Source organism: Listeria farberi, assembly GCF_014229295.1.
In the GTDB taxonomy this organism is placed as follows: domain Bacteria; phylum Bacillota; class Bacilli; order Lactobacillales; family Listeriaceae; genus Listeria; species Listeria farberi.
Genome location: NZ_JAARZL010000001.1, coordinates 1,314,603 through 1,339,575, shown reverse-complemented (window position 1 = coordinate 1,339,575; position 24,973 = coordinate 1,314,603). Strand labels below are relative to the sequence as shown.

Here is a 24,973-nt window from a genome sequence, read left to right as displayed (position 1 = left end):
TATGGATGTAAATAATGTAGAACTAGTAATAAGCGCTGTTCGACCAGAACAATACCCTGAAACAGATTTTCCAGAATATGCACTTGCAGGTCGATCTAACGTCGGAAAGTCATCGTTTATTAATACGATGATTCGCCGTAAAAGTATGGCAAGAATTTCACAAAAACCAGGAAAAACACAAACGCTAAATTTTTATAAAATTGAAGAAGCACTTTTCTTTGTTGATGTACCAGGCTACGGTTTTGCTAAAGTGTCGAAAACCGAACGAGAAAAATGGGGTGTTATGATAGAAACGTATATCACTTCTCGCGAGCAACTTCGTGGTGTTATTCAAATTGTTGATTTACGCCATAAACCTACAGAAGATGACCGAATGATGTATGAATTTCTAAAGTATTATGATATTCCGGTTATCGTCGTAGCAACAAAAGCCGACAAAATCCCACGTAGCAAATGGCAAAAAAATGCTAAAATTGTGCGCGAAACACTAGATTTTGATTCGGACGACAAATTTGTCTTATTTTCTTCTGAAACAAAGATGGGAAAAGACGAAGCATGGCAGTTTATCAAAGAAGGAATGGAATAATAGAAGGAGTTGGAATGAAAAATCCAGCTCTTTTTTCCGTCTAAATACATAAACGGACTATTTGGTGTCCACATCGAAAAGTGGTAGAATGTATTAGAGTTCAATTTAATTTTAGGAGGATTATCGAATGTTTATTCTCACCATGGGGCTGAATCATCATACAGCACCAATCGACATCCGCGAAAAATTAGTTTTTAAAGAAACGGAAGAAGAAATGGCCTTAGTAACATTACTGCAGGAAAAAAGCATCCTCGAAAATGTTATTATATCGACATGCAATCGAACGGAAATTGTGGCAGTTGTCGATCAATTACATACAGGCAGATATTACTTAAAACGCTTTATGGCCAATTGGTTTCAAATGGATATGGATAAAATCGAGCCTTATTTGTTTTTTCATGAAGAAGTATTGGCTGTTAATCACTTATATAAAGTAACTGCGGGGCTCGATTCACTTGTACTCGGCGAAACGCAAATTCTCGGACAAGTAAAACATGCATTCGAAATCGCCAAGCAAACGGGCACAACAGGAACACTTTTAAACAGACTTTTCCGGGAAGTAGTTACTTTTGCAAAAAAAGTACATCATCATACGAAAATTAACGAAAATGCCGTTTCGGTTAGTTATGCAGCTGTAGAAGTTGCAAAAAAACTATATGGCTCATTAGATAACAAAAAAATCGTCCTAATTGGAGCAGGGGAAATGAGTGAACTTGCTTTACAAAACCTTGCTGGAAGTGGCATTGCAGATATTACCATCATCAATCGTACAAAATCTAATGCAGAAATATTAGCGAATCAATTTCAAGCAAAAGTTGGTGCATATGAAAATATGTCGGACCATTTGTTAGGAGCAGATATTGTACTCGTCTCAACAAGTGCCGAAGAGCCGATTATTAAACAACTAGCTATGCAAGAATTGATGGAACAAAAAGCGAGCTCTATGCTTGTAATTGACATCGGCTTACCAAGAAACGTTGAACATGATTGTTCATATATTCCCAATTTCCATTTGTATGATATTGACGATTTAGCTGGAGTGGTAAGTGCTAACTCTTTAGAACGTCAAAGAATCGTTCAAGGGCTTGAAGATTCGATTGATACAGAAGTTCGAGGCTTTTTTGAATGGGAAAAACAACTTGGTGTCGTTCCTGTCATTCGAGCTTTGCGTGAAAAAGCGCTAGATATGCAAGAAGTTACTATGACTAGCTTAGAAAATAAACTTCCAGGGTTAACAGAACGGGAATATATTCAAATCGGAAAACATATGAAAAGCATCATTAACCAAATGCTAAAACGACCTATCTCAGAATTAAAAGAAATGTCTGTGGAAGAAGATGCAGATACAAGTATTGAACATTTTAAACGTATATTTGGTTTAACAGAAACAGATGTCAATGTAATAGAAAAAGAACAAGCCGAAACGAGGAGTTAACGGATGAAACGGAAAATAATTGTTGGTTCGCGACGTAGTAAATTAGCTTTAACACAGTCTAACTGGGTAATTAACAAACTCAAAAAAAACTATCCTGAAATCGATTTTGAAATAAAAGAAATTGTTACAAAAGGCGACCGTATTTTAGATGTTACTTTGAGTAAAGTAGGTGGAAAAGGTCTATTTGTTTCTGAAGTTGAGCAAGCTTTGAGCGATGAAGTAATAGATTTCGCGGTACATAGTATGAAAGATGTGCCTTCAAGGTTGAAAGACGGACTAGTCATTGGAGCAATTCCAAAACGTGAATCCCCATTAGATTGTTTTGTTTTTAATGAGGTAAGCACACTAGGTGAATTACCAAAAGGCGCAGTAATAGGCACAAGTAGTCTACGTCGCGCGGCACAACTCTTAAAACATCGTCCTGATTTTGTCATTAAGCCAATTCGCGGCAATATTGATACTCGGCTTCAAAAATTACATGCTGAAAACTTTGATGCAATCATTTTAGCAAAAGCTGGACTTGCACGAATGGGCTGGCTTGAAAATACGAGTTTAAAACTAGAAGATATATCTCCTGAATTATGTTTACCTGCTGTAGGGCAAGGGGCTCTTGCTATCGAATGTAGAGAAACTGATCTTCAAATTTGCGATATGTTAGCTTCTATTCACCATGAAGAAACGGGAATCTGTGTAGAAGCAGAGCGCGTTTTCTTGAAAAAACTAAATGGCGGCTGCGAAATCCCAATTGCTGGATTTGCGACAAAAACGGACGATTCAGTTCACTTTAAAGGTTTGGTTGGTAACGCAGACGGTTCAATTATTCTTGAATCTGAACGAACTGGTGTGAGCCCAGCTGAAATTGGCAATCAAGTAGCTGAAGAATTGCTAAGTGAAGGTGCAGACACCATTATCAAAGAACTGAGAAACATATGATTAAAAAAATTGTTTTAACAAGAGAAGCGAGCAAAAAAAAACTATGGCAAAATTATTTTTCGCAAAATGGTTTCGACGTTGAATCAATTCCACTAATTGAAACGCATCCTAAAAAAATCAATCTGAGCCTAGAGCAACAAACGGCAAATTGGCTTTTTTTAACGAGTGCAAATGCAGTAGAATATTTTTTCAATGAACAATTTAGTAAATTGAATTACAAAATAGCAGTTATTGGCGAGAAAACAAAAGAAAAGTTAGCAGAATATGGATATAAGCCTAATTTTGTTCCGTCCGTTTACCAATCAGAAGTATTTTTGTCCGAGTGGTTAGGTGAAAATACTAGCCAAACAAGTATTTTACTTCCACAAAGCAACTTAAGTAGAACGATAATAGAAGATACACTGATACAAAATGGACACCTAGTTTTTCCGATTGAACTATATGAAACAAGCTTCCCAGAAAATTCTCAAACAATATTAATCGAACAATTGAAACTAGATGAAAAACGAATAATTATTTTCGCTAGCCCTTCTGCTTGGAAAAACTTTTATACGATCGCGAAACAATTTTCTATTAAAAATGAAAACTGGCGCATCGCATCAATCGGTAATATAACTACCGAGGCAATTTTAGCAGATGGTTGGGAAGTTACATACCAACCAAAAACCTTCACCATGAAGCACTTAGCTGATTTGATAATACAGGAGGAATTTAAATGAACAATCAATTTGATAGACATCGTCGTTTAAGAAAAACAAAAACAATGCGTGATTTAGTGAGGGAAACAGTTTTACATACAAATGATTTAATCTATCCGATTTTTGTCAAAGATGGTACAGAACCAAAAACAGAAGTAGTTTCCATGCCAGGCGTTTTTCAATTTCCTTTACATGAATTAGAAGCGGAAATGAACACTGTTGCGAGCCTTGGAATTAAAGCTGTTATTTTATTTGGTATACCTGCTGAAAAAGATGCTGTTGGTACACAAGCTTATCATGACCATGGCATTATCCAAAAAGCAACAAGGCTAATAAAAAATAAATTTCCTGAAATAATAGTGGTAGCAGATACATGTTTATGCGAATTTACAGATCATGGACATTGTGGTGTAATTGAAAATGGTCAAATTCTAAACGATGAATCACTAGAATTACTGAAACAAACAGCTGTCAGTCAAGCCTCTGCGGGTGCGGACATCATTGCACCTTCAAACATGATGGATGGGTTTGTTCAAGTAATCAGAGAAGGTCTTGATGACGCTGGATTCTACGATATACCAATTATGTCTTACGCAGTAAAATACGCTTCTGCATTTTATGGGCCTTTCCGCGATGCTGCTGGGAGTGCACCGCAATTTGGAGATAGAAAATCCTATCAAATGGATCCAGCGAATCGCGAAGAAGCTCTACGGGAGGCGCAATCGGATGAGCAAGAAGGAGCAGACTTTCTAATAGTCAAGCCATCTCTTTCGTACCTTGATATAATGCGAGATGTAAAGAATCAAACAAATTTACCTATTGTAGCCTATAACGTTAGTGGTGAATATGCAATGGTAAAAGCAGCAGCTCAAAATGGTTGGATTGATGAAGAGCGAATTGTTTTAGAAATGCTGACAAGTATGAAACGAGCTGGAGCGACATTAATTATTACTTACTTTGCAAAAGATGTAGCAACATACTTAAACAAATAGGAGGCGGGAATTTTGCAAAACTATATAAAATCTGAAAAAGCATTTAAAGAAGCAAAAAAAGTTTTACCTGGTGGCGTAAACAGTCCAGTACGCGCCTTTAATTCAGTCGATGCTTCACCAGTTTTTATGGACCATGGGGATGGCGCCTATATCACTGACGTCGATGGAAACAAATATATTGATTACGTTTTATCATGGGGGCCACTTATTTTAGGACATGCGAATCCTTCTGTTGTTAATGCGATTACAGATGCAGCTATGAAAGGAACTAGCTTTGGTACACCAACTGAAATTGAGACAGAACTAGCAAAACTTGTAATTGAGCGTGTTCCATCAATAGAAATAGTGCGTATGGTTTCGTCGGGAACAGAAGCAACAATGAGCGCTATTCGTTTGGCTCGTGGATATACCAAAAGAGAAAAAATCTTGAAATTTGAAGGCAGCTACCATGGTCATGGAGATTCTTTATTAATCAAAGCCGGCTCTGGCGTAGCGACGTTGGGGTTACCTGACTCACCTGGAGTTACAAAAGGTCTTGCTGCTGATACAATTACTGTTCCATACAATGATGTAGAAGGCGCCAAACTAGCTTTTGAAAAATTTGGTGAAGAAATAGCAGCTGTTATCGTAGAGCCAGTCGCTGGAAACATGGGTGTTGTCCCTCCAATTGATGGTTTCTTAGAGGGTTTACGAGAACTGACAACCCAGTACGGCGCGCTACTGATTTTTGATGAGGTTATGACAGGATTCCGCGTGGACTATTATTCTGCCCAAGGGTACTATGTTGTAACCCCTGATATTACTTGCTTAGGAAAAGTAATTGGCGGTGGACTACCTGTTGGTGCTTATGGTGGTAAAAAAGAAATCATGGAACAAATTGCGCCTGCTGGTTCTATTTATCAAGCTGGGACTTTATCCGGTAATCCGTTAGCAATGAATGCTGGATTTGAGACGGTTCGACAATTAACACCACAACATTATGATGTGTTCCGTTCCCTTATTAAGCGAATGGAAGAAGGCTTGACCGAAATTTCGGTTAGACATGAAGTACCACTATCCATAAACAAAGCAGGCTCAATGTTCGGCTTTTTCTTCACTGATCAAAAAGTCACTAACTTTGATACGGCTAAAACAAGTGATTTAGAATTTTTCAGAAACTACTACCGCGAAATGTTAGCGCAAGGTATTTTTCTACCACCATCTCAGTTTGAAGGCGTTTTTATTTCTACAATGCATACTGAAAAAGAAATTGATGCGACTTTAGAAGCTTTTGACGTTACCTGTAAAATGCTTCGCGGCTAATTGACGAATCTACAAACATTTGTTAAAATTATTTTTAGTATATAGAACTAAATGCAATGAAGAGGAAAAGTAGGTCATTTATTTTTCTAAGAGAGAAAGCGGTTGGTGCAAGCTTTTAAAAATAATGTCTGAAGGTAGCCTTGGAGCAGTTTTCCTGAAATAATAGTAGGGAATAACCGGTAGATCTCGTCTATCGTTAACACAATGAAGTGCCTACATTTCTTGTTGTAGGTAAAAAGGTGGTACCGCGAATAATACTCTTTTCGTCCTTTTATTAGGATGAGAAGAGTTTTTTATTTTGCTTAAAAAGGAGGAATCGTTATGACAGAACAAAACGAAATAAATATGCCTACCAAATACGAGCCTAGTAATGTAGAGGCCGGGAAATATAAATGGTGGTTAGAAAAAGAGTTTTTTAAAGCAGAAGGTAATACTGATAAAAAGCCTTATAGCATTGTAATCCCACCACCAAATGTGACTGGAAAACTTCATCTGGGGCATGCTTGGGATACAACATTACAAGATATAATTACTCGTATGAAAAGAATGCAAGGCTTTGATACACTTTATTTACCAGGAATGGACCATGCTGGTATAGCTACACAAGCAAAAGTAGAAGCTAAATTAAAAGAAGAAAATATTTCTCGTTATGATTTAGGGCGAGAAAAATTTGTTGATAAAACATGGGAATGGAAAGAAGAATATGCTGATTTTATCCGAGAACAGTGGGAAAAATTAGGTCTAGGTTTAGATTATTCCAGAGAACGTTTTACTTTAGATGCCGGCTTATCTGATGCAGTAAAAAAAGTATTTGTTACGCTATACAATAAAGGGCTTATTTACCGTGGACAGTATATTATAAACTGGGATCCAGAAGCAAAAACAGCTTTATCAGATATTGAAGTTATTCATAAAGATATAGAAGGAAGTTTTTATCATCTAAAATATCCACTTACGGATGGATCAGGATACTTAGAAGTTGCAACAACCAGACCAGAAACAATTCCTGGAGATACTGCAGTTGCTGTACATCCAAAAGATGAAAGATACCAACACTTAATCGGTAAAACAATTATGTTGCCTATTTTAAACAGAGAAATTCCTATTGTTGCAGATGAATACGTAGAAAGAGAATTTGGTTCAGGAGCTGTGAAAATCACACCTGCGCATGATCCAAACGACTTTGAAGTGGGTAATCGTCATGATTTACCAAGGATAATTGTAATGCATGAAGATGGAACAATGAATGAAAATGCTGGTAAATATAATGGTTTAGATCGTTTTGTTGCAAGAAAAGCTATTATTCAAGACTTTAAAGATTTAGGCTTATTTATAAAACAAGAACCTCATCTTCATTCAGTAGGACATTCTGAAAGAACAGGTGCTGTAGTAGAACCTTACCTTTCATTGCAATGGTTCGTTAAAATGGAACCACTTGCAGCTGAAGCATTAGCACTTCAAAAAACAGAAGACAAAGTAAATTTTGTACCTGCTAGATTTGAAAAAACATATGAAACTTGGATGGATAATATCCACGATTGGTGTATTTCTCGCCAATTATGGTGGGGGCATAGAATCCCTGCTTGGTATCACAAAGAAACTGGTGAAATCTACGTTGGTGAGAAAGAGCCTGAAAACCTAGATCAATGGGAGCAAGATGAAGATGTTCTCGATACTTGGTTTAGTTCTGCTTTATGGCCATTTTCTACTATGGGCTGGCCTGACACTGAAAACCCTGATTACAAACATTTCTTCCCAACTAATACTTTAGTAACTGGTTACGACATCATCTTTTTTTGGGTATCAAGAATGATTTTCCAATCTGTTGAATTTACAGGAGAAAGACCTTTTAAAGATACTTTAATTCATGGTTTGGTACGTGATTCAGAAGGGCGCAAGATGTCTAAATCACTTGGCAATGGGGTAGATCCAATTGAAGTTATTGATAAGTATGGAGCCGATTCATTACGCTACACACTTGCCACTGGTTCCTCACCTGGTCAAGATTTGAAATTTAGTTTTGAAAAAGTAGAGTCTACTTGGAATTTCATTAATAAAATTTGGAATGCATCACGATTTGTATTAATGAATCTTGATGGTATGAAATATGATGAAATCGACTTATCTAACGTGACTGAAGTTAGTGATAAGTGGATTTTAACAAGACTAAATGAAACCATTCAAGCAGTTACTTCTCTAGGTGAAAAATATGAATTTGGTGAAGTTGGCCGAACTTTGTATAACTTTATTTGGGATGATTTCTGTGATTGGTATATTGAAATTGCTAAAATTCCATTATACGGGGAAGATGAAGTTGCTAAACAAACTACAAGATCAGTGCTTGCATATACTTTAAATACCACGATGCGCTTGCTACATCCTTTCATGCCATTTGTAACAGAAGAAATTTGGCAAAACTTGCCTCATGAAGGTGAATCTATCACGATTTCCAAGTGGCCTGAAGTTGATGAGAAACAAATGGACTCAAAAGCATCTACTGCAATGCGGACATTGGTTGAAGTAATTCGCGCTGTACGAAATATCCGTGCAGAAGTGAATACGCCTCTTAGTAAACCAATCGTGCTTGAAATAAAGCCGAAAGATGAAACTTATAAAGAGATTTTAGAACAAAACATTTCTTATATAGAACGTTTTTGTAATCCAGAAAATGTTACTATTGCATTTGATATCGAGCCTTCTAAGACAGCAATGACAGCTGTTGTATCTGGTGCTGAGATATTTATTCCATTAGAGGCATTAATTGATTTAGACATAGAAATCGCTCGCCTTGAAAAAGAACTGGAAAAATGGAATAAAGAAGTAGCTAGAGTTCAAGGCAAATTAAATAACGAACGTTTCATTAGTAAAGCTCCTGAAAATGTTGTAGCAGAGGAACGTTTAAAAGAAAAAGATTATCTAGAGAAAAAAGCTTCAGTTCTTGAAAGGATTGAAACGTTGAAAGAAGTTTAATAAAATGATTTGACCTTATCATAAAATCGTGTGGTAAGGTCATTTTTTAAGGTGGTAAAATAATGGCATTCAAAACGTATCAGGAAGCTTTGGATTGGATTCATGGAACACTTCGTTTAGGAATAAAACCCGGATTAGCTCGAATGGAATATATAATGGAAAAGCTTAACCATCCGGAAAAGGCTAATAAGTGGGTACATATAGCTGGTACTAATGGGAAAGGTTCTACTCTTACATTTATTAGAAGTAGCTTAGAAGAAGCGGGATATAAAACAGGAACGTTTACTTCTCCTTATATTGAAACTTTTAATGAACGAATTAGTGTAAACGGTATTCCTGTTAGTGATCAAATGATTTTAGATTTAGCAAATAGAATAAAACCTATAGCGGAAGAACTTGAAAAAACTGTATACGGTCCGCCATCTGAATTTGAAATTATTACAGCAATGATGTTCTTATGTTTTGCAGAGTATGAGCCAATCGATATTGGTATCATTGAAGTTGGGCTTGGTGGAAGACTAGACTCCACAAATGTTTTAACGCCTTTAATCTCTGTAATTACAACCATTGGGATGGATCATATGGAGTTTTTAGGAAATAGCATAGAACAAATAGCTGGCGAAAAAGCAGGGATTATAAAACCAGGCATACCTGTTATTTCTGGAGTAGTTCAAAAAGAAGCACAAGAAGTAATAATAAATAATGCTGTTAAAAACAATTCCAATGTCGCATGGTTAAACAAAGATTTCTTCATGCAAAATAGAGACGATGAAATCATATTCAGAACATCACATGGAGACGAAATAACGAACATAACTATTGGCTTATTAGGAATACATCAGTTAAATAATGCAGCAGTTGCAATAAAAGTACTACTATATCTCAACACATTTTCATCCTATGAAATTAATCAATCAGCAATTAAACAGGGATTAAAAGAAGCTTTTTGGCCCGGAAGAATGGAATTGATTGATGTGAAGCCATTTATTATGCTGGACGGAGCACATAATCCTGAAGGTGTAAAAACTTTTGCCGATTCAATCAAAACATACCCTGGGCATAAAAAAATAATAATCAGCATACTCGGAGATAAAAAATATCAAGAAATGATAGCTCTTTTAAAGACAATTCCTGATACTGAAATTTTATTGACAACTTTTGATTATCCACGAGCAATGAGTGCTAACGAAGTCATACAAATGGGACTTATAGAAGGTATTTCTACTAATCCAAACTGGAAGCAAGCGCTAGATGATATAAAAGAAATCAAAAATGATACTAAGTTTTTCGTCACAGGCTCTCTTTATTTCATTTCTGAAGTCCGTAAATATTTACTTACATCGCACAACTAATTTTTGGAATAAAGTGAGTATACTTAGAAAAATAAAAAAGCGCAAACTACTAAAATAGTATTTTCGTATGCTAAAAGTAATTAAAAACACCTATTTTCTACTAAGGGAAAATAGGTGTTTTTTAGTTAGTCGATTCAGTGAAAATACTATTTTACCTATGTGCAAAAATAAATCTTCTTTGCTATTCTATTTGTAACAACTAGGAGGTGGCGGATGATTTACTTTTTACTAGTAATCTATAGTTCTATTTTTGTTTCTTTTATCCAAGTTGCAGGGGAATGCTTTCCAATAAAAAAATCATTTCTATTTCGTTTTTCAAAATGTAATTATTGCCAAACGGAGTTGTCTTTCTCTCAAATCATACCAATTTATTCATTTATCCTTCTAAAAGGAAAATCTAAATGTTGCAAAACTTCTATTCCAATAAACTACTTTTTATTAGAATTAATAACACCGATTTATTTCGTTCTTCTACATTACCAATTTTCTTTTTCTTATCACTTTTTTATAGGAAGTATTATGTATTATTTTCTCGTTTTTTTCTTCGTGACAGATATTTTATATATGCATGTACCTAATTCGGTAATGATTTTCTTTTTTTCAGTGTTGTTAGTATGTTATTTTTTCTTTCAGCAATCAATTATATCTTTAGTTTACTCTAGCGTTATAAGTAGCTGTTTTTATTTGGTGTTTTTTATTTTATTTCGAAAAGGAATTGGATTAGGAGATATTAAAATACTTATCATATTAAGTTCTTTTTTAGGTTTTGAAATAGGATATAGTATCTTTTTTCTCTCCATTATACTGGGCGCTACTATCCTTTTAATTGCGTTAGTTTTAAAAAAAGTGGAGAAAAATAAACAAGTGCCTTTTGTGCCTTACATTTTTGCATCTTATATTTTAGTTAGTATTTTAATGAAATGAGGGTTTAGCTTTATGCTAGTGAATGAAATCTCAGAAAATGAAAAACCACGAGAAAAGCTACAAAATTATGGAATAGAAGCGCTATCAACTTCAGAATTAGTGGCATTGATTATTGAAACAGGAACGAAAAATGAGTCGGTTTTAACGATTGCTAACCGAATTATGATGAAATTTAAACATATAGCTGAAATGCAGTACGCTTCTATTGAAGAATTCCAATTAGTTAATGGAATCGGAATTGCTAAAGCATCAAAAATTATGGCAGCGGTAGAACTAGGGAAACGCATTAGCTTAGTTACGGAACAAAAAGAAATTGTCATTAGATGTCCAGAAGATGCAGTGAAATTAGTAATGCCTGAGTTAGCTTTCCTTTTTCAAGAACATTTTCACTGTGTTTTTTTAAACACTAAAAATCAAGTAATTTTCAGACAGACCATCTTTGTTGGTAGTCTGAATGCTTCTATTGTTCATCCCAGAGAAGTTTTCAGACTAGCACTGAGAAAATCAGCAGCTTCTATAATGTGTTTTCATAACCATCCATCTGGTGACCCTGCTCCTTCAAGCGAAGATTTACTCGTTACTAAACGTTTAGCAGAAGCAGGAAATATTGTTGGAATAACACTTTTAGACCATATTATTATTGGAAAAAATAAATACATTAGTTTAAAAGAAAAGGGATATTTTTAAATCTTAAAAGTGTTCACAACTTATCTACAGACAACATATATTTTCATGTGTTAAGGTGAGTATCAATTAAAAAGCAAAAGGTGACTTATCATGCTAAATCGATGGAAAGTATATAAAGATAATATTATTGTATTTTCAATAGTTATAGGGATGTTTATTATCCCAGTTTTTCTTTGTATTATGGAATTTTTAAAATAATAATAATGCTTTTAAAAGTTTAATTTCATTAAAATTAAAAAAGCAAAAATATATTTCTAAAGAAAAGTTAAAATTTTTTCCTTCTCATGAAAAATTAATGTCTGATACTCTTACTTATGTTATAATAAGATGGTTGTTTATGTGTCTATACAGAAACATTGACATAAAAGGGATAAGGTAACATTAATTTAATGGACGAATTAGGAAACTTAATGTATCCTGTAGAATATTACGAAGGAAAAGGAGAATACAGATGTTTGGATTTGGTAATAAAGATATTGGAATTGACTTAGGAACAGCGAACACGCTTGTCTACATGAAGGGAAAAGGTATTGTCCTTCGTGAACCTTCCGTTGTGGCAATGAAAAAAGACACACAAGAAATAGTTGCAGTTGGAAGTGATGCAAAAAATATGATTGGTAGAACGCCAGGAAATATTGTTGCTATTCGACCAATGAAAGACGGCGTTATTGCTGACTATGACACAACAGCAGCAATGATGAAATATTACATACAAAAAGCTGGGAAAAGTGTTAATGCAAGCAAACCACGTGTAATGATATGTGTACCATCAGGTATTACAGGTGTAGAAAAACGTGCTGTAATTGATGCGACTCGTCAAGCAGGGGCTAAAGACGCCTTTACTATTGAAGAACCTTTTGCTGCAGCTATCGGTGCTGGTCTTCCTGTAGGAGAGCCAACTGGTAGTATGGTAGTTGATATCGGTGGAGGTACGACAGAAGTTGCTGTAATTTCTCTAGGCGGTATCGTAACAAGCCGCTCTGTAAGAACTGCTGGTGACGATTTGGACGAAGTTATTATTAATTATATTCGCAAAAAATATAATTTATTAATCGGTGATCGTACTGCAGAAGCAATCAAAATGGAAATCGGTTCAGCTGATCCAAAAGGATTAGACCTGTCTCCATTTAGTATTCGTGGTCGTGATTTAGTAACTGGACTTCCAAAAACAATTGAAGTTACTCCGGAAGAGATTAGTGAAGCACTTTCTGATACAGTTGCAGCAATAATTGATGCTGTAAAAGGAACTCTTGAAAATACGCCGCCAGAATTATCTGCTGATATTATGGATAAAGGAATTGTATTAACAGGTGGTGGTGCGCTTCTTCGTAATCTAGATACAGTAATTTCTGAAGAAACCAAAATGCCCGTTATCATTGCTGAAGAACCACTTGATTGTGTTGCAATTGGCACTGGTAAAGCTTTAGAAAATATGGACATGTATAAACGCAAAAAAATGAGCTAAATGGACACACTCATTTAAGTCATATAACAAGATGAATTCGCTGCAAAAAAATGAAAAAAGAGTACTAACGAGATGAGGTGTCGTTATGCCACAATTTTTTCTTAATAAACGTTTGATTATCTTGTTAATATCCATTATTGTTCTTGTCGCGCTAGTTGGTTTTTCTTTGCGTGATCGTGAAAATGCTTCGTGGCCAGAACAATTTGTGAAAGATGTTGTTGGATTTGGCGAGAATATTGTAGCTAAGCCTACTTCATTTGTCTCAGGTGTATTTGGTGGAGTTGCAGACTTAAAAAACACATACACTGAAAACCAACATCTGAAAGAACGTTTAGAAGAATTGGCACAACTTGAAAGTGAAGTTGCAGACTTAAAAAAAGAAAATAAAGATTTGAAAGAAAGTCTAGATATTACTGATAGTATTCGAGACTTTGATCCACTTAATGCTTCTGTTATTTCTAGGAATCCTACTAATTGGAACGATCAAGTAGAGATTGACAAGGGTTCAAGTGATGGAGTAAAACCTGACATGGCTGTAACTACACCAAGTGGTCTTATTGGAAGGGTGACAACAACTGGAGCAAAATCTGCTACTGTGGAATTGTTAACTTCATCAGATGTTAAAAATCGTGTTTCTGCTAAAGTGCAGGGGGATGAAAATGCATTTGGAATTATTAATGGATATGACAGTGATACGAAGTTGCTTGAATTAAAACAATTACCTTATGATATGAAGTTTAAAAAAGGTCAAAAAGTTGTTACTTCTGGACTTGGCGGAAAATTCCCTGCAGGTATTTTTATTGGTACTATTGAAAAAGTAGAAACGGATAAAATGGGATTATCTCAAACCGCGTTTATTAAGCCGGGAGCTGATATGTATGATCTTAATCATGTTACCGTTCTAAAACGTTCAGCTGAAGCAGGAACAACAGCAGATGATACATCCAGTTCGGATACGACTGGAGGCAATTAACCATGAATGTAAAGAAAAATATTGCGCTTCCTGCAATTATGGTCGGAACATTTATTTTAGAAGGCGTCTTTAGCCTCCAGTTTGGTAATGGTCTTTTCAATGATAAGCATCTATTTATTCCCCACTTTTTACTCGTAATGTTAACAATAATGACTTGCTTTTATAAACGTAATACTACTTTAGTGTATGCTTTTATATTAGGGTTATTGTTTGATATTTATTATACAGGTGTCATGGGGATTTATTTTGCAATCTTTCCATTTACAGTTTATATTACTGATAAATTTATGAAAGTTTTACAGAATAATATCTTCTTGGTAGGTTTAATCACTGTATTTAATGTTATCCTTACTGAGAGTCTGGTATATGCGTTTTATTATTTAATTGGTTCAACCACAATGACTATTCCAGTATTTATTGATCAACGTCTTTGGACAACGATTTTGTTTAATCTGGCATTCTTTTTAGTTATCTTTTTCCCGTTCCGATTGTTCCTTGATCGTTTGGTTAAATCAGAATAACTATAGTAATTTTATCAGTTTGAATTCGCTATTACTTGTAAAAGTATGACTGTGGAGTACACCCACAGTTTGCGATTTCAAGCTGTTTTTTTCAGAAAAAGTATTTTTTTATTATCATTTAATTTGAGTTAGTGTATACTAAAGGCTAGAGTATAAATGTTGCGGGGTGAAATGGTATATGAAGAAGAATGTTCAAATTAAAGGCACAAAAAATGGCATCAGTATTTTTCTTAGTGATAAGGCAAGTATATCGGAGTTACAACAAGAATTATCGCAATTACTAGCAGATCAAAAACAAAACCCGTACTCTGGTGAAAAATTAGAGGTACAAGTTCAAATCGGGAATCGACTATTTTCAGAGGAAGAAGAACGTGAAATTTCAACTATTATCCATAACAATAGTCAAATGAAGATTAGCGCATTTTATAGTAATGTTATGTCTAAGGATGAAGCTAAGAAATGGAAAGAAAATGATCAGATTTTTTCTATGGCAACGATTATTCGTTCTGGACAAGTAGTTCAAGTTCCAGGAGACTTTTTGTTAATTGGTGATGTGAACCCTGGTGGACAAATTCGTTCGAATGGAAATGTATTTGTTCTTGGAAATATTAAGGGGATAATTCATGCTGGTTTTGAAGGTAACGAAAATGCTATTGTAGCCGGGAAATTTCTTTATCCATCCCAAGTTAGAATAGCTGGAAAAACGTACGGTTTTGATAGTGAAGATTATAAAGAAGTTGCAGCTACAGATTTGTTTTCTGCATATGTAAATGACGCGGGTGAAATAGTGATTGATGAAATACATAAGATAAGAAAAATTAGACCGGAAATTTCTAATTTTCAAGGAGGGCGTTAAACATGGGAGAAGCTATAGTCATTACTTCTGGGAAAGGCGGAGTAGGAAAAACTACTTCAACTGCTAACTTAGGAACGGCACTTGCTCTTCAAGGTAAGAAAGTGTGCTTGATTGATATGGATATCGGTCTTCGTAATTTAGATGTTGTTTTAGGCCTTGAAAATCGGATTATTTATGATTTAGTAGATGTTGTAGAAGGACGTTGCAAAATCCATCAAGCTATGATTAAAGATAAGCGTTTTGATGATTTACTTTTCTTACTTCCAGCAGCACAGACTACGGATAAAAATGCTGTTTCGGGAGAACAAATGATAGATTTAATTAATCAACTTCGTCCAGATTATGATTATATTTTAATTGATTGTCCAGCAGGAATTGAAACAGGATATAAAAATGCGGTTGCTGGAGCTGATAAAGCGATTGTTGTGACTACGCCAGAGATTTCAGCTGTTCGTGATGCAGATAGAATTATTGGACTGCTTGAAAAAGAAGATATTGAGCCACCGAAACTTATTATTAATCGTATTCGTACACAAATGATGGTAAATGGGGATGTGATGGATATTGATGAAATCACTACACATTTATCTATTGAATTGCTTGGTATTATTATTGATGATGATGAAGTTATCCGTTCATCTAATAGCGGGGATCCGGTTGCAATGTTACCGAACAATCGTGCTTCTCAAGGATACCGAAATATCGCACGACGCATTCTTGGTGAATCTATCCCATTAATGTCAATTGAAGCAAAAAAACCAGGATTTTTCACACGGCTAAAACAACTTTTTGGCGGAAAATAAAAATTTGACCCTTTATCTTTTGGATGAAGGGTCTTTATAAAAAAGGTGATTGGATGAAAAAACTAGTAGTAAATGCAGCTCAGGTAGAAAAACGAGTAGCAGTACTAGAAGACGACGTGTTAATTGATGTAGAAATTATTCGCCCATCTAATAAAATCCAAGTAGGTGATATTTTTTATGGATTTATTCAGAAAATAGACCAAAAAATGGACACAGCTTTCGTTGATTTAGGTAATCAAAATAAAGGTTTTATACATTTAAAAGATATTCCAGCAAATTATGAAAAAACGCAAGGGGCAAAAATACCCGTACAAATTGTTCGAGAAGGTAGTGCCACAAAACTCCCTCTTTTATCAGCAGTACTTGAATTTTCAGGAGATTTGTTGATTTATTTGCACGGGAAAGAATACATTTCCATTTCAAAAAGAATTGCGAATAAAGAACCTCTGAAAAAAATAATGGATTTGCTTTTAGTAGAAAATGAAGCAACTATTATACGCTCCAATGCAGAAAATGCAACAAAAGAGCAATTAGAAGTAGCGTTAAATCAAGCCAGAGAAAAATATCAAACATTACTTAAAGAAGCTGCGACAAGAAAGAAACCTGGCTTACTTTTATCTGCTGCTTCAGGCATTTTCTTGAGCACGAAACAATTTATCGAGCGCTATTTGCCAACTGAAATTGTTACTGATGATTTTGAATTTGCGAAGATTCTAGAATCTAGCTTTACTGATCAAGAGGTTATTTTAAAGAAAAGCGGGGATTTGTTTGCTGACTTTGGCATTAAGCAACAAATGGATCGCCTTAGTAGACCAGTTGTTCACCTTTCAAATGGTTCTTCTCTTTTTATCGAAAAAACAGAAGCTATGTGGGTAGTAGATGTGAATTCTAGTCGTTTTAAAGGTACAACCGATAAAGAAAAAACAGTAGAAGCAGTTAATATAAAAGCGGTTCCTGAAATCTTTAGACAAATTCGTCTACGTAACATGAGTGGCATGATTCTTGTTGATTTTATTGGCGGTATGTCAGAAGCAGGTCAAGAGAAGCTTCAGGAAGCGATAGAAAGACAAAGCCGGAAAGAGTACATTACGACACAAATTGCGGCATTGTCGCAGTCAGGGCTCCTACAATTAACGAGACGAAAGAAACAACAATCCTTTTTAGAGGTTACGACAATTCATTGTCCAGTTTGTTACGGTACAGGGCATGTTGCTTCAAAAGATACACTTGCTTTTCAACTTGAACGAGAATTAAGTGGGATTATCGAAGGGGATCCAAGTAGCATCCAAGTCATCACCACAGAGGATGTGTTAGATGCGTTCTTAGATTTGAATACCTTTAATAATGCTCCAATTGATTGGGAAGTGGCAGACGAACGAGTTCCTTTTTATCAAATTGCTCGCGTTGAAAATTAAAATTAACAAGTGATTGACATAGACAGCTTCTCTATGCTATCATTTTACTGTTATGTTTGTAGCGCACCAAGCTACAACCGCACAGAGCTGGGTTAAGTATTTACCTTGTGTAAATCCCCTGTAATGGCGAGTCTTAGTATATGAGGAGGTGCAAGTATGTACGCAATTATTGAAACAGGTGGGAAACAAATCAAAGTAGAAGCAGGCCAAGAAATCTATGTTGAGAAATTAGCAGGTGAAGTTGGTGATGTTGTTACTTTTGACAAAGTTCTATTCGTAGGCGGAGATTCCACTAAAGTTGGCGTTCCATTCGTGGACGGAGCAACTGTAACAGCTAAAGTTGAAAAACAAGGCCGTGCGAAGAAATTGACAGTTTATAAATATAAACCGAAAAAGAACTACCACAAAAAACAAGGTCATCGTCAACCTTACACAAAATTAACTATTGATGCAATCAATGCTTAATTTGAAAGGACGAAAACAATGATTCAAGTCGATGTTATGCGAGAAAATAACCAAATAATTTCTTTTACAATGAGTGGACACGCCGATTTTGCCGAACATGGTAGTGATTTGGTATGTGCAGGAGCTTCGTCTATTGCTTTTGGGATGGTGAATGCTATTTCAGAAGTACGTGATTTTGAGCCTGTAATAGAAGAGTCGGAGGGTTACCTTTACTATTCTGTACCTACTGATTATGTCGAGGATGACGTGGTGCAAATCTTGCTTACAGGGATGGAAAATCAACTAAGATCATTAGCGTACAGCTATCCTGATCATATAAAAATTAACTCCAAATAGGAGGTGGAATTTCATGTTAAAATTTGATATTCAACATTTTGCGCACAAAAAGGGTGGCGGTTCGACTTCTAACGGACGTGACTCTGAATCAAAACGTTTAGGTGCAAAACGTGCGGACGGACAATTTGTTACTGGTGGATCTATCCTTTACCGTCAACGTGGTACTAAAATCTATCCAGGAACTAACGTTGGTCGTGGTGGCGATGATACATTATTCGCTAAAACTGATGGCGTTGTACGTTTCGAACGTATGGGACGCGACAAGAAAAAAGTTAGCGTTTATCCTGAAGTACAAGAAGCTTAAATACAATTTTAAAAACCGTCACTTGTGGCGGTTTTTTTGTGTTTTCTTCTTTGTGAATTAATTTCTTTTAAAATGGGTTATAACTCTCTTGAATTGGGGTAAAAGTAAAGAGGCAGATAAAGAGACATTGTGAAAAACAGGACAAGTCGTTTGATTGACAGCGTTTTCTTGATATGATTAAATAGACTCAAGTTAATTAACATGTCAGGAGAAAAGATGACAATCGAAACGATGCAAGGGTACTAGTGTGCCTGCGTTTTGATTGTCATTCTTTTTTTGAAGTTAATTGATAATCGGAATGTAAGGGGACTAGTAAGTGTTAAAATTCCGGTGCTACAAAAAAGCAAGAAGAAGGAGTTGGAAAAGATGATTGACACAAGTTTAGCAACACAATTTCTAGGTGAAGTTATTGGTACTGCCATCCTAATTATTTTAGGTGCTGGTGTAGTAGCTGGCGTTTCACTGAAAAGATCCAAAGCAGAGAATGGCGGCTGGGTCGTTATTACTTTAGCTTGGGGGCTAGGGGTTACAATGGGTGTATATGTCTCAGGTTATATGAGCATGGCCCATCTTAATCCTGCTGTAACTATTGGTATGGCGCTTGCAGGTGCTTTCCCATGGAATTACGTATTGCCATATATTCTTGCTCAGTTTATCGGAGCGTTTATCGGGGCAACGCTAATATGGTTACATTACTATCCACACTGGAAACAAACAGAAGACAAACCAACAAAATTAGGTGTTTTTGCAACGGCACCAGCTATTCGTCATTTTACATCTAACTTTTTTGGTGAAGCATTAGGTACATTTATGCTAGTGTTTGGATTACTATCATTAGGTGCAAATTCATTTTCAGATGGATTAAATCCACTTGTTGTTGGTGCGTTAATCGTAGCTATCGGGATGTCTCTTGGTGGTACTACTGGTTATGCAATCAACCCAGCACGTGACCTTGGACCAAGAATTGCGCATTTTGTTTGGCCGATTTCTGGTAAAGGTAGTTCAGATTGGGGATACTCATGGGTTCCGGTTATTGGACCAATTATGGGTGGTGCATTAGGTGCTTTAGGGTATAATGCCATTATTAACGGCGAACTAGGAATGTGGTTCTGGGTGTTCGCAGTATTATTTGTTTTAATTCTTATTTTAACGATGCAACTCGACAAGAAAAAAGACTTAGCATAAGCTAGAATGATAACTAGCTCCAAGCGAAGGTCTTCGGGCTTTCGTTGTACTTAAAACTAGAGGAGGAATTTTACATGGAAAAGAAATATATTTTAGCACTGGATCAAGGAACAACAAGTTCAAGAGCGATGATTATTGACGAAGAAGGAGAAGTAATTGGCGTTGCGCAAGAAGAGTTTGATCAAATTTTTCCTAAGCCAGGTTGGGTTGAACATAGTGCCAATGAAATCTGGGCTTCGATTTTAGCTGTCATTGCAGGCGTTTTACTTAAAACAAATATTTCTTCTAAAGAAATAGCTGGGATTGGTATTACAAACCAACGTGAAACTACTGTTATTTGGGATAAAGAAAGCGGAAATCCAATTTATAATGCAATTGTTTGGCAATCTCGTCAAACTGAAGATATTTGTAAGCAACTTCGTAAAGATGGTTATGAAGATACGATCAGATCAAAAACTGGCCTTTTGATTGATCCGTATTTTGCAGGTACGAAAGCACGCTGGATTCTTGACCATGTAGATGGTGCACAAGAACGTGCTGAAAAAGGAGAACTTCTTTTCGGAACAATTGATACTTGGTTAGTTTGGAAATTAACTGGTGGTCGTGCGCATATTACTGACTATTCCAATGCTTCTCGTACACTTCTTTATAATATTTATGATTTAGAGTGGGATGATGAGCTTCTAAAAATGCTTAATATCCCGAAAGCAATGTTACCAGAAGTTCGTCCATCTTCTGAAGTATATGCGGACACAGTGCCTTATCACTTCTTTGGTGAAGAAGTTCCTGTTGCTGGTATTGCTGGTGACCAACAAGCAGCGTTATTCGGTCAAGGCTGTTTTGAAAAAGGAATGGCTAAAAATACGTACGGAACTGGTTGTTTCTTACTCATGAATACTGGGGAAAAAGCAGTTCGTTCTGAAAATGGTTTATTAACTACTCTTGCTTGGGGTATTGATGGCAAAGTGGAATACGCATTAGAAGGTAGTATTTTCGTTGCTGGTTCTGCTATTCAGTGGTTACGAGATGGCTTACGTATGGTTCGTCAATCAAGTGATTCTGAAAACTATGCGAGCCGGATTGAATCAAGTGATGGTGTATATGTTGTACCCGCATTTGTTGGTTTAGGTGCACCTTACTGGGATTCCGACGTTCGTGGTGCTGTCTTTGGATTAACTCGCGGTACCGAAAAAGAACAATTTATCCGTGCGACATTGGAATCTCTTGCTTATCAAACTCGCGATGTACTATATGCAATGGAACAAGATTCCGGTATTAGCTTAAAAACGTTACGTGTGGATGGCGGGGCTTCTGCTAATAACTTCTTAATGCAATTCCAATCCGATATTCTAGGTGTTCCTGTAGAACGTCCAGAAAACAAAGAAACGACTGTTCTTGGAGCAGCTTTCTTAGCAGGACTTGCAGTAGGCGTTTGGAAAGATAAAAATGAAATTAAAAAACATTGGAAACTAGACAAACGTTTTGAAGTAGAAATGAAAGAAGACCAAAGAGAAGACTTATATGAGGGTTGGCATAAAGCAGTCAAAGCAGCACAAGCTTTCAAATAATGGTTAAAAGATGCGTCAAATGTATAAAATCATTTGGCGCATTTTTATTATGGGGGAGAAATAAATATCTGGAAATAGAAATAAATATAGTGACAGATGTATAGTTTGTTCGTTATAATGAAAGATAAGACTTTTAAGGAACGGGAGAATATAAAAATTATGTTTGTAGATCAGGTTAAAATATATGTAAAAGCAGGTAACGGCGGGGACGGCATGGTGGCATTCCGTCGCGAAAAATTTGTGCCAAACGGTGGTCCTGCTGGCGGTGACGGCGGTAAAGGAGCAGACGTTGTATTCGTAGTAGATGAAGGTTTGCGTACACTAGTAGATTTTCGCTTTAAACGAATCTTTAAAGCAGAGCACGGCGAACACGGCATGAGTAAAAGTATGCATGGACGCGGTGCAGAAGATTTAGTTGTCAAAGTCCCACAAGGCACAATTGTGAAAGATATTGATACTGGAGAGATTATCGCTGATTTAGTGGCACATGGTCAACGTGCGGTTATTGCAAAAGCTGGACGTGGTGGACGTGGTAACAAACGTTTTGCGACACCAGCAAATCCAGCTCCAGAACTTTCTGAAAACGGAGAGCCAGGGCAAGAACGAAATGTACAATTAGAACTTAAAGTATTAGCAGATGTTGGTTTAGTTGGTTTCCCAAGTGTTGGTAAATCTACCTTATTATCTGTTGTATCTGCAGCAAGACCAAAAATCGCTGCTTATCATTTCACGACGATTGTGCCTAATTTAGGCATGGTTGATGCAGGAGATGGACGTAGTTTTGTTATGGCGGATTTACCAGGATTAATTGAGGGGGCTAGCCAAGGTGTCGGTTTAGGTCATCAATTCTTACGTCATATCGAAAGAACACGTGTTATTGTGCATGTCATTGATATGTCTGGTTCAGAAGGGCGCGTACCTTATGAAGATTACATGGCTATTAATAATGAACTAGAACAGTACAACTTGCGCTTAATGGAGCGTCCACAGATTATCGTAGCGAACAAAATGGATATGCCAGACGCGGAAGAAAATTTAAAAGAGTTTAAAACTAAAATCGCTGAAGATATTCCGGTATTTCCGATTTCCGCAGTAACAAAAACGGGTCTACGTGAATTACTTCTTGCAATTGCAGATAAATTAGAAACAACACCAGAATTTCCACTTAATGAAATTTTGGAACAGGAAGACGAAGATACAGTTCTTTACAAATATGTTGCTGAGGAGCCTGACTTCGAGATTTCTAGAGAACCAGATGGTACATTCGTACTTAGCGGTGCAAAAATTGAACGCTTATTCACGATGACTAACTTCGAACGTGATGCTTCTATTAGCCGTTTTGCGCGTCAACTTCGTGCAATGGGTGTTGATGAGGTACTTAGAAAACGTGGTGCCAAAGATGGCGATATCGTTCGCTTACTTGATTATGAATTTGAATTTATGGATTAAACAAAGTGCTGTGCCAATCTTTTGGCGCACGCTTTTTTCCTAGCTACAATAAAAAGGAGAGTTGAAAATGAAAATTGCTTATTTAGGCCCAGCAGCATCTTTTACTCATGCAGCAGCAACGAAAGCTTTTCCAAAAGAAGAGATGGTTGCTAAAAGCACGATTCCTGATTGTATCATGGCAATCGAAAAAGAAGATGTGGACGTGGCGGTTGTTCCAATTGAAAATACGATTGAAGGAAGCGTCAATATTACGCTAGACTATTTGTTTCATTTTTCAAGTGTCCCTGTAGTGGCGGAGATTGTTTTACCTATTGCACAACATTTAATGGTTCATCCAGCACATAAAACATCGTGGAAATCTGTGCAAAAAGTAATGTCTCATCCGCAAGCCCTTGCCCAGTGCCATACTTTTCTTCAAGCTGAACTTTACGGGGTAGAGCGTGAAGTAACACCTTCGACTGCGTATGCGGCAAAATGGGTCAGTAATAACCCAACTGAACTTGTAGCAGCAATTGCTCCTCGTATGGCAGCTAGTGAGTATGGACTTGAAATCGTTCAAGAAAATGCACAAGACTTGGAATTAAATCAAACAAGATTCTTTGTTTTAAGTCGCAAGCCAGTTTCCATTTTATTACCTAAAGAAGAAGAAAAGACTTCTATTTCGGTCATTTTACCTAATAATATGCCAGGTGCGTTACATAAAGTATTATCTACATTTGCTTGGCGTGACATTGACTTAAGTAAAATTGAGTCAAGACCGCTTAAAACCTCATTAGGAGAATATTTCTTTTTGATAGATGTACTTTCAGAAGGTAAAGAAACACTCGTTACAAATGCACTTGATGAAATTACACTTTTAGGTGGAACGGCAAATAAACTTGGCACTTATCACGTTCACCGCTTACAAACGACCTAGATAAAGAGTTATCGCAATTTTTTGCGGTAACTTTTTTATTGCGAATCCTCATTTTTTACGTTAAAATTTGTAGGAGAAAAGCTTTACTAAAACTAAAAGGAGTGAAACAGATGGCAGGACATTCAAAATGGAACAATATTCAAGGTCGAAAAAATGCACAAGATTCCAAGCGTTCTAAAGTATTTCAAAAGTTAGCAAGAGAAATTTTCGTTGCAGCAAAAAAAGGCCCTGATCCAAATCTGAACCCGTCACTTCGATTAGTAATGGATAAAGCAAAAGCAGTCAATATGCCGAATGATAATATCAAACGTGCTATAGATAAAGCTGCTGGAAATACTAGCGGCGAAAATTATGATGAAGTAACGTATGAAGGGTATGCACCAGGTGGAATTGCAGTGCTTGTCCATGCACTTACAGATAATAAAAATCGCACAAGTACAAATGTCCGTGTAGCTTTCAATAAAAACGGTGGTAGCCTCGGAGAAACGGGAAGTGTCAGCTACATGTTTGATCGTAAAGGCTACTTAGTTATTCTAAGGGAAGGCTTAACCGTTGATGAAGAGGAGTTTATGCTAGAAGCGATTGAAGCTGGAGCAGATGATGTAGAAGTGAGTGATGATGTCTTTGAAGTGTTCACTGAACCTGGAGCGTTTTCTGATGTCAAAGATGCTTTACAACAAGCTGGTTATACTTTTGCTACAGCAGAACTTTCGATGTTTCCAACTGTATACAACGAAATTGCGGAAAATAACCAAACTCAATTTGATAAAATGATGGAAGCATTAGAAGATGACGATGATGTACAAGAAGTTTACACAAACGCTGAGATAAATTAAGT

Annotated in this window: 24 protein-coding genes and 2 other annotated features; all 24 genes read left to right on the top strand. The window is 36.3% G+C overall.

The genetic code is table 11. From position 1 onward, the window contains the following. Position 1: 1 nt before the first annotated feature. On the top strand, positions 2-586 hold the full coding sequence (yihA, locus tag HCB38_RS06675) for a ribosome biogenesis GTP-binding protein YihA/YsxC (RefSeq protein ID WP_185637902.1): 585 nt from the start codon (positions 2-4) through the stop codon (positions 584-586). Between the two features lie 127 nt (positions 587-713). Continuing rightward, entirely contained in the window at positions 714-2,021 is a 1,308-nt protein-coding gene (hemA, locus tag HCB38_RS06670) for a glutamyl-tRNA reductase (RefSeq protein WP_185318871.1), read from the top strand. Between the two features lie 3 nt (positions 2,022-2,024). Further along, the gene (gene hemC / locus HCB38_RS06665; RefSeq protein ID WP_185637900.1) at positions 2,025-2,954 is read left to right on the top strand and encodes a hydroxymethylbilane synthase; all 930 of its coding nucleotides are present in this window, start codon (positions 2,025-2,027) and stop codon (positions 2,952-2,954) included. After that, the gene (locus HCB38_RS06660) at positions 2,951-3,673 is read left to right on the top strand and encodes a uroporphyrinogen-III synthase (RefSeq protein ID WP_185637897.1); all 723 of its coding nucleotides are present in this window, start codon (positions 2,951-2,953) and stop codon (positions 3,671-3,673) included. Before hemC ends, HCB38_RS06660 begins: the two co-directional genes overlap by 4 nt. Next, positions 3,670-4,644 carry a porphobilinogen synthase gene (gene hemB / locus HCB38_RS06655; protein ID WP_185318868.1) on the top strand — a complete coding sequence of 325 codons (975 nt, stop codon included), beginning with the start codon at positions 3,670-3,672 and terminating at the stop codon, positions 4,642-4,644. Before HCB38_RS06660 ends, hemB begins: the two co-directional genes overlap by 4 nt. A 12-nt stretch (positions 4,645-4,656) precedes the next feature. Beyond that, positions 4,657-5,946, top strand: a complete 1,290-nt coding sequence (gene hemL, locus HCB38_RS06650; protein WP_185318867.1) for a glutamate-1-semialdehyde 2,1-aminomutase — start codon at positions 4,657-4,659, stop codon at positions 5,944-5,946. Between the two features lie 47 nt (positions 5,947-5,993). Beyond that, positions 5,994-6,220: a binding site (T-box leader), on the top strand. 47 nt (positions 6,221-6,267) lie between these two features. Further along, a complete protein-coding gene (locus tag HCB38_RS06645; protein ID WP_185607766.1) occupies positions 6,268-8,916 on the top strand; it encodes a valine--tRNA ligase in 2,649 nt (882 codons plus the stop codon). A 62-nt stretch (positions 8,917-8,978) separates the two neighbouring features. Next, complete coding sequence (locus HCB38_RS06640) at positions 8,979-10,268, top strand: bifunctional folylpolyglutamate synthase/dihydrofolate synthase (RefSeq protein ID WP_185637895.1); 1,290 nt, start codon at positions 8,979-8,981, stop codon at positions 10,266-10,268. Positions 10,269-10,481: 213 nt separating this feature from the next. Then, positions 10,482-11,192, top strand: coding sequence for a prepilin peptidase (locus HCB38_RS06635; protein WP_185637893.1), 711 nt, complete (start codon positions 10,482-10,484; stop codon positions 11,190-11,192). A 12-nt stretch (positions 11,193-11,204) separates the two neighbouring features. Beyond that, complete coding sequence (radC, locus tag HCB38_RS06630; RefSeq protein WP_185318863.1) at positions 11,205-11,879, top strand: RadC family protein; 675 nt, start codon at positions 11,205-11,207, stop codon at positions 11,877-11,879. Positions 11,880-12,330: 451 nt separating this feature from the next. After that, a complete protein-coding gene (locus HCB38_RS06625) occupies positions 12,331-13,344 on the top strand; it encodes a rod shape-determining protein (protein WP_185318862.1) in 1,014 nt (337 codons plus the stop codon). 85 nt (positions 13,345-13,429) lie between these two features. Next, entirely contained in the window at positions 13,430-14,317 is an 888-nt protein-coding gene (gene mreC / locus HCB38_RS06620) for a rod shape-determining protein MreC (RefSeq protein ID WP_185318861.1), read from the top strand. A gap of 2 nt (positions 14,318-14,319) precedes the next feature. After that, positions 14,320-14,838 carry a rod shape-determining protein MreD gene (gene mreD, locus HCB38_RS06615; RefSeq protein ID WP_185318860.1) on the top strand — a complete coding sequence of 173 codons (519 nt, stop codon included), beginning with the start codon at positions 14,320-14,322 and terminating at the stop codon, positions 14,836-14,838. A gap of 178 nt (positions 14,839-15,016) precedes the next feature. Beyond that, the gene (gene minC, locus HCB38_RS06610; RefSeq protein WP_185318859.1) at positions 15,017-15,694 is read left to right on the top strand and encodes a septum site-determining protein MinC; all 678 of its coding nucleotides are present in this window, start codon (positions 15,017-15,019) and stop codon (positions 15,692-15,694) included. Positions 15,695-15,696: 2 nt separating this feature from the next. Next, complete coding sequence (gene minD, locus HCB38_RS06605) at positions 15,697-16,497, top strand: septum site-determining protein MinD (RefSeq protein WP_185318858.1); 801 nt, start codon at positions 15,697-15,699, stop codon at positions 16,495-16,497. Positions 16,498-16,550: 53 nt separating this feature from the next. Then, the gene (locus HCB38_RS06600) at positions 16,551-17,912 is read left to right on the top strand and encodes a ribonuclease E/G (protein ID WP_185637891.1); all 1,362 of its coding nucleotides are present in this window, start codon (positions 16,551-16,553) and stop codon (positions 17,910-17,912) included. Between the two features lie 65 nt (positions 17,913-17,977). Further along, positions 17,978-18,056, top strand: a sequence feature (ribosomal protein L21 leader region). Positions 18,057-18,068: 12 nt separating this feature from the next. Further along, a complete protein-coding gene (gene rplU, locus HCB38_RS06595) occupies positions 18,069-18,377 on the top strand; it encodes a 50S ribosomal protein L21 (protein ID WP_185318856.1) in 309 nt (102 codons plus the stop codon). Between the two features lie 18 nt (positions 18,378-18,395). Further along, complete coding sequence (locus tag HCB38_RS06590) at positions 18,396-18,713, top strand: ribosomal-processing cysteine protease Prp (protein WP_185318855.1); 318 nt, start codon at positions 18,396-18,398, stop codon at positions 18,711-18,713. A 13-nt stretch (positions 18,714-18,726) separates the two neighbouring features. After that, the gene (gene rpmA, locus HCB38_RS06585) at positions 18,727-19,017 is read left to right on the top strand and encodes a 50S ribosomal protein L27 (RefSeq protein ID WP_003726866.1); all 291 of its coding nucleotides are present in this window, start codon (positions 18,727-18,729) and stop codon (positions 19,015-19,017) included. A 366-nt stretch (positions 19,018-19,383) separates the two neighbouring features. Next, positions 19,384-20,202, top strand: coding sequence for an MIP/aquaporin family protein (locus tag HCB38_RS06580; protein WP_185318854.1), 819 nt, complete (start codon positions 19,384-19,386; stop codon positions 20,200-20,202). Between the two features lie 74 nt (positions 20,203-20,276). Next, entirely contained in the window at positions 20,277-21,770 is a 1,494-nt protein-coding gene (glpK, locus tag HCB38_RS06575) for a glycerol kinase GlpK (RefSeq protein WP_185318853.1), read from the top strand. 159 nt (positions 21,771-21,929) lie between these two features. Then, positions 21,930-23,219: a GTPase ObgE gene (gene obgE, locus HCB38_RS06570; RefSeq protein WP_185637889.1), complete on the top strand. Its 1,290-nt coding sequence runs from the start codon at positions 21,930-21,932 to the stop codon at positions 23,217-23,219. Positions 23,220-23,286: 67 nt separating this feature from the next. After that, entirely contained in the window at positions 23,287-24,135 is an 849-nt protein-coding gene (pheA, locus tag HCB38_RS06565) for a prephenate dehydratase (RefSeq protein WP_185318851.1), read from the top strand. Positions 24,136-24,245: 110 nt separating this feature from the next. Next, positions 24,246-24,971, top strand: a complete 726-nt coding sequence (locus tag HCB38_RS06560) for a YebC/PmpR family DNA-binding transcriptional regulator (protein ID WP_003762405.1) — start codon at positions 24,246-24,248, stop codon at positions 24,969-24,971. Positions 24,972-24,973: the final 2 nt, after the last annotated feature.

Bases quoted from the DNA above. Each gene is read 5' to 3' on its own strand.
- yihA (WP_185637902.1), top strand. From the start codon at position 2: ATGGATGTAAATAATGTAGAACTAGTAATAAGCGCTGTTCGACCAGAA.
- hemA (WP_185318871.1), top strand. From the start codon at position 714: ATGTTTATTCTCACCATGGGGCTGAATCATCATACAGCACCAATCGAC.
- hemC (WP_185637900.1), top strand. From the start codon at position 2,025: ATGAAACGGAAAATAATTGTTGGTTCGCGACGTAGTAAATTAGCTTTA.
- HCB38_RS06660 (WP_185637897.1), top strand. From the start codon at position 2,951: ATGATTAAAAAAATTGTTTTAACAAGAGAAGCGAGCAAAAAAAAACTA.
- hemB (WP_185318868.1), top strand. From the start codon at position 3,670: ATGAACAATCAATTTGATAGACATCGTCGTTTAAGAAAAACAAAAACA.
- HCB38_RS06645 (WP_185607766.1), top strand. From the start codon at position 6,268: ATGACAGAACAAAACGAAATAAATATGCCTACCAAATACGAGCCTAGT.
- HCB38_RS06640 (WP_185637895.1), top strand. From the start codon at position 8,979: ATGGCATTCAAAACGTATCAGGAAGCTTTGGATTGGATTCATGGAACA.
- HCB38_RS06635 (WP_185637893.1), top strand. From the start codon at position 10,482: ATGATTTACTTTTTACTAGTAATCTATAGTTCTATTTTTGTTTCTTTT.
- radC (WP_185318863.1), top strand. From the start codon at position 11,205: ATGCTAGTGAATGAAATCTCAGAAAATGAAAAACCACGAGAAAAGCTA.
- HCB38_RS06625 (WP_185318862.1), top strand. From the start codon at position 12,331: ATGTTTGGATTTGGTAATAAAGATATTGGAATTGACTTAGGAACAGCG.
- mreC (WP_185318861.1), top strand. From the start codon at position 13,430: ATGCCACAATTTTTTCTTAATAAACGTTTGATTATCTTGTTAATATCC.
- mreD (WP_185318860.1), top strand. From the start codon at position 14,320: ATGAATGTAAAGAAAAATATTGCGCTTCCTGCAATTATGGTCGGAACA.
- minC (WP_185318859.1), top strand. From the start codon at position 15,017: ATGAAGAAGAATGTTCAAATTAAAGGCACAAAAAATGGCATCAGTATT.
- minD (WP_185318858.1), top strand. From the start codon at position 15,697: ATGGGAGAAGCTATAGTCATTACTTCTGGGAAAGGCGGAGTAGGAAAA.
- HCB38_RS06600 (WP_185637891.1), top strand. From the start codon at position 16,551: ATGAAAAAACTAGTAGTAAATGCAGCTCAGGTAGAAAAACGAGTAGCA.
- rplU (WP_185318856.1), top strand. From the start codon at position 18,069: ATGTACGCAATTATTGAAACAGGTGGGAAACAAATCAAAGTAGAAGCA.
- HCB38_RS06590 (WP_185318855.1), top strand. From the start codon at position 18,396: ATGATTCAAGTCGATGTTATGCGAGAAAATAACCAAATAATTTCTTTT.
- rpmA (WP_003726866.1), top strand. From the start codon at position 18,727: ATGTTAAAATTTGATATTCAACATTTTGCGCACAAAAAGGGTGGCGGT.
- HCB38_RS06580 (WP_185318854.1), top strand. From the start codon at position 19,384: ATGATTGACACAAGTTTAGCAACACAATTTCTAGGTGAAGTTATTGGT.
- glpK (WP_185318853.1), top strand. From the start codon at position 20,277: ATGGAAAAGAAATATATTTTAGCACTGGATCAAGGAACAACAAGTTCA.
- obgE (WP_185637889.1), top strand. From the start codon at position 21,930: ATGTTTGTAGATCAGGTTAAAATATATGTAAAAGCAGGTAACGGCGGG.
- pheA (WP_185318851.1), top strand. From the start codon at position 23,287: ATGAAAATTGCTTATTTAGGCCCAGCAGCATCTTTTACTCATGCAGCA.
- HCB38_RS06560 (WP_003762405.1), top strand. From the start codon at position 24,246: ATGGCAGGACATTCAAAATGGAACAATATTCAAGGTCGAAAAAATGCA.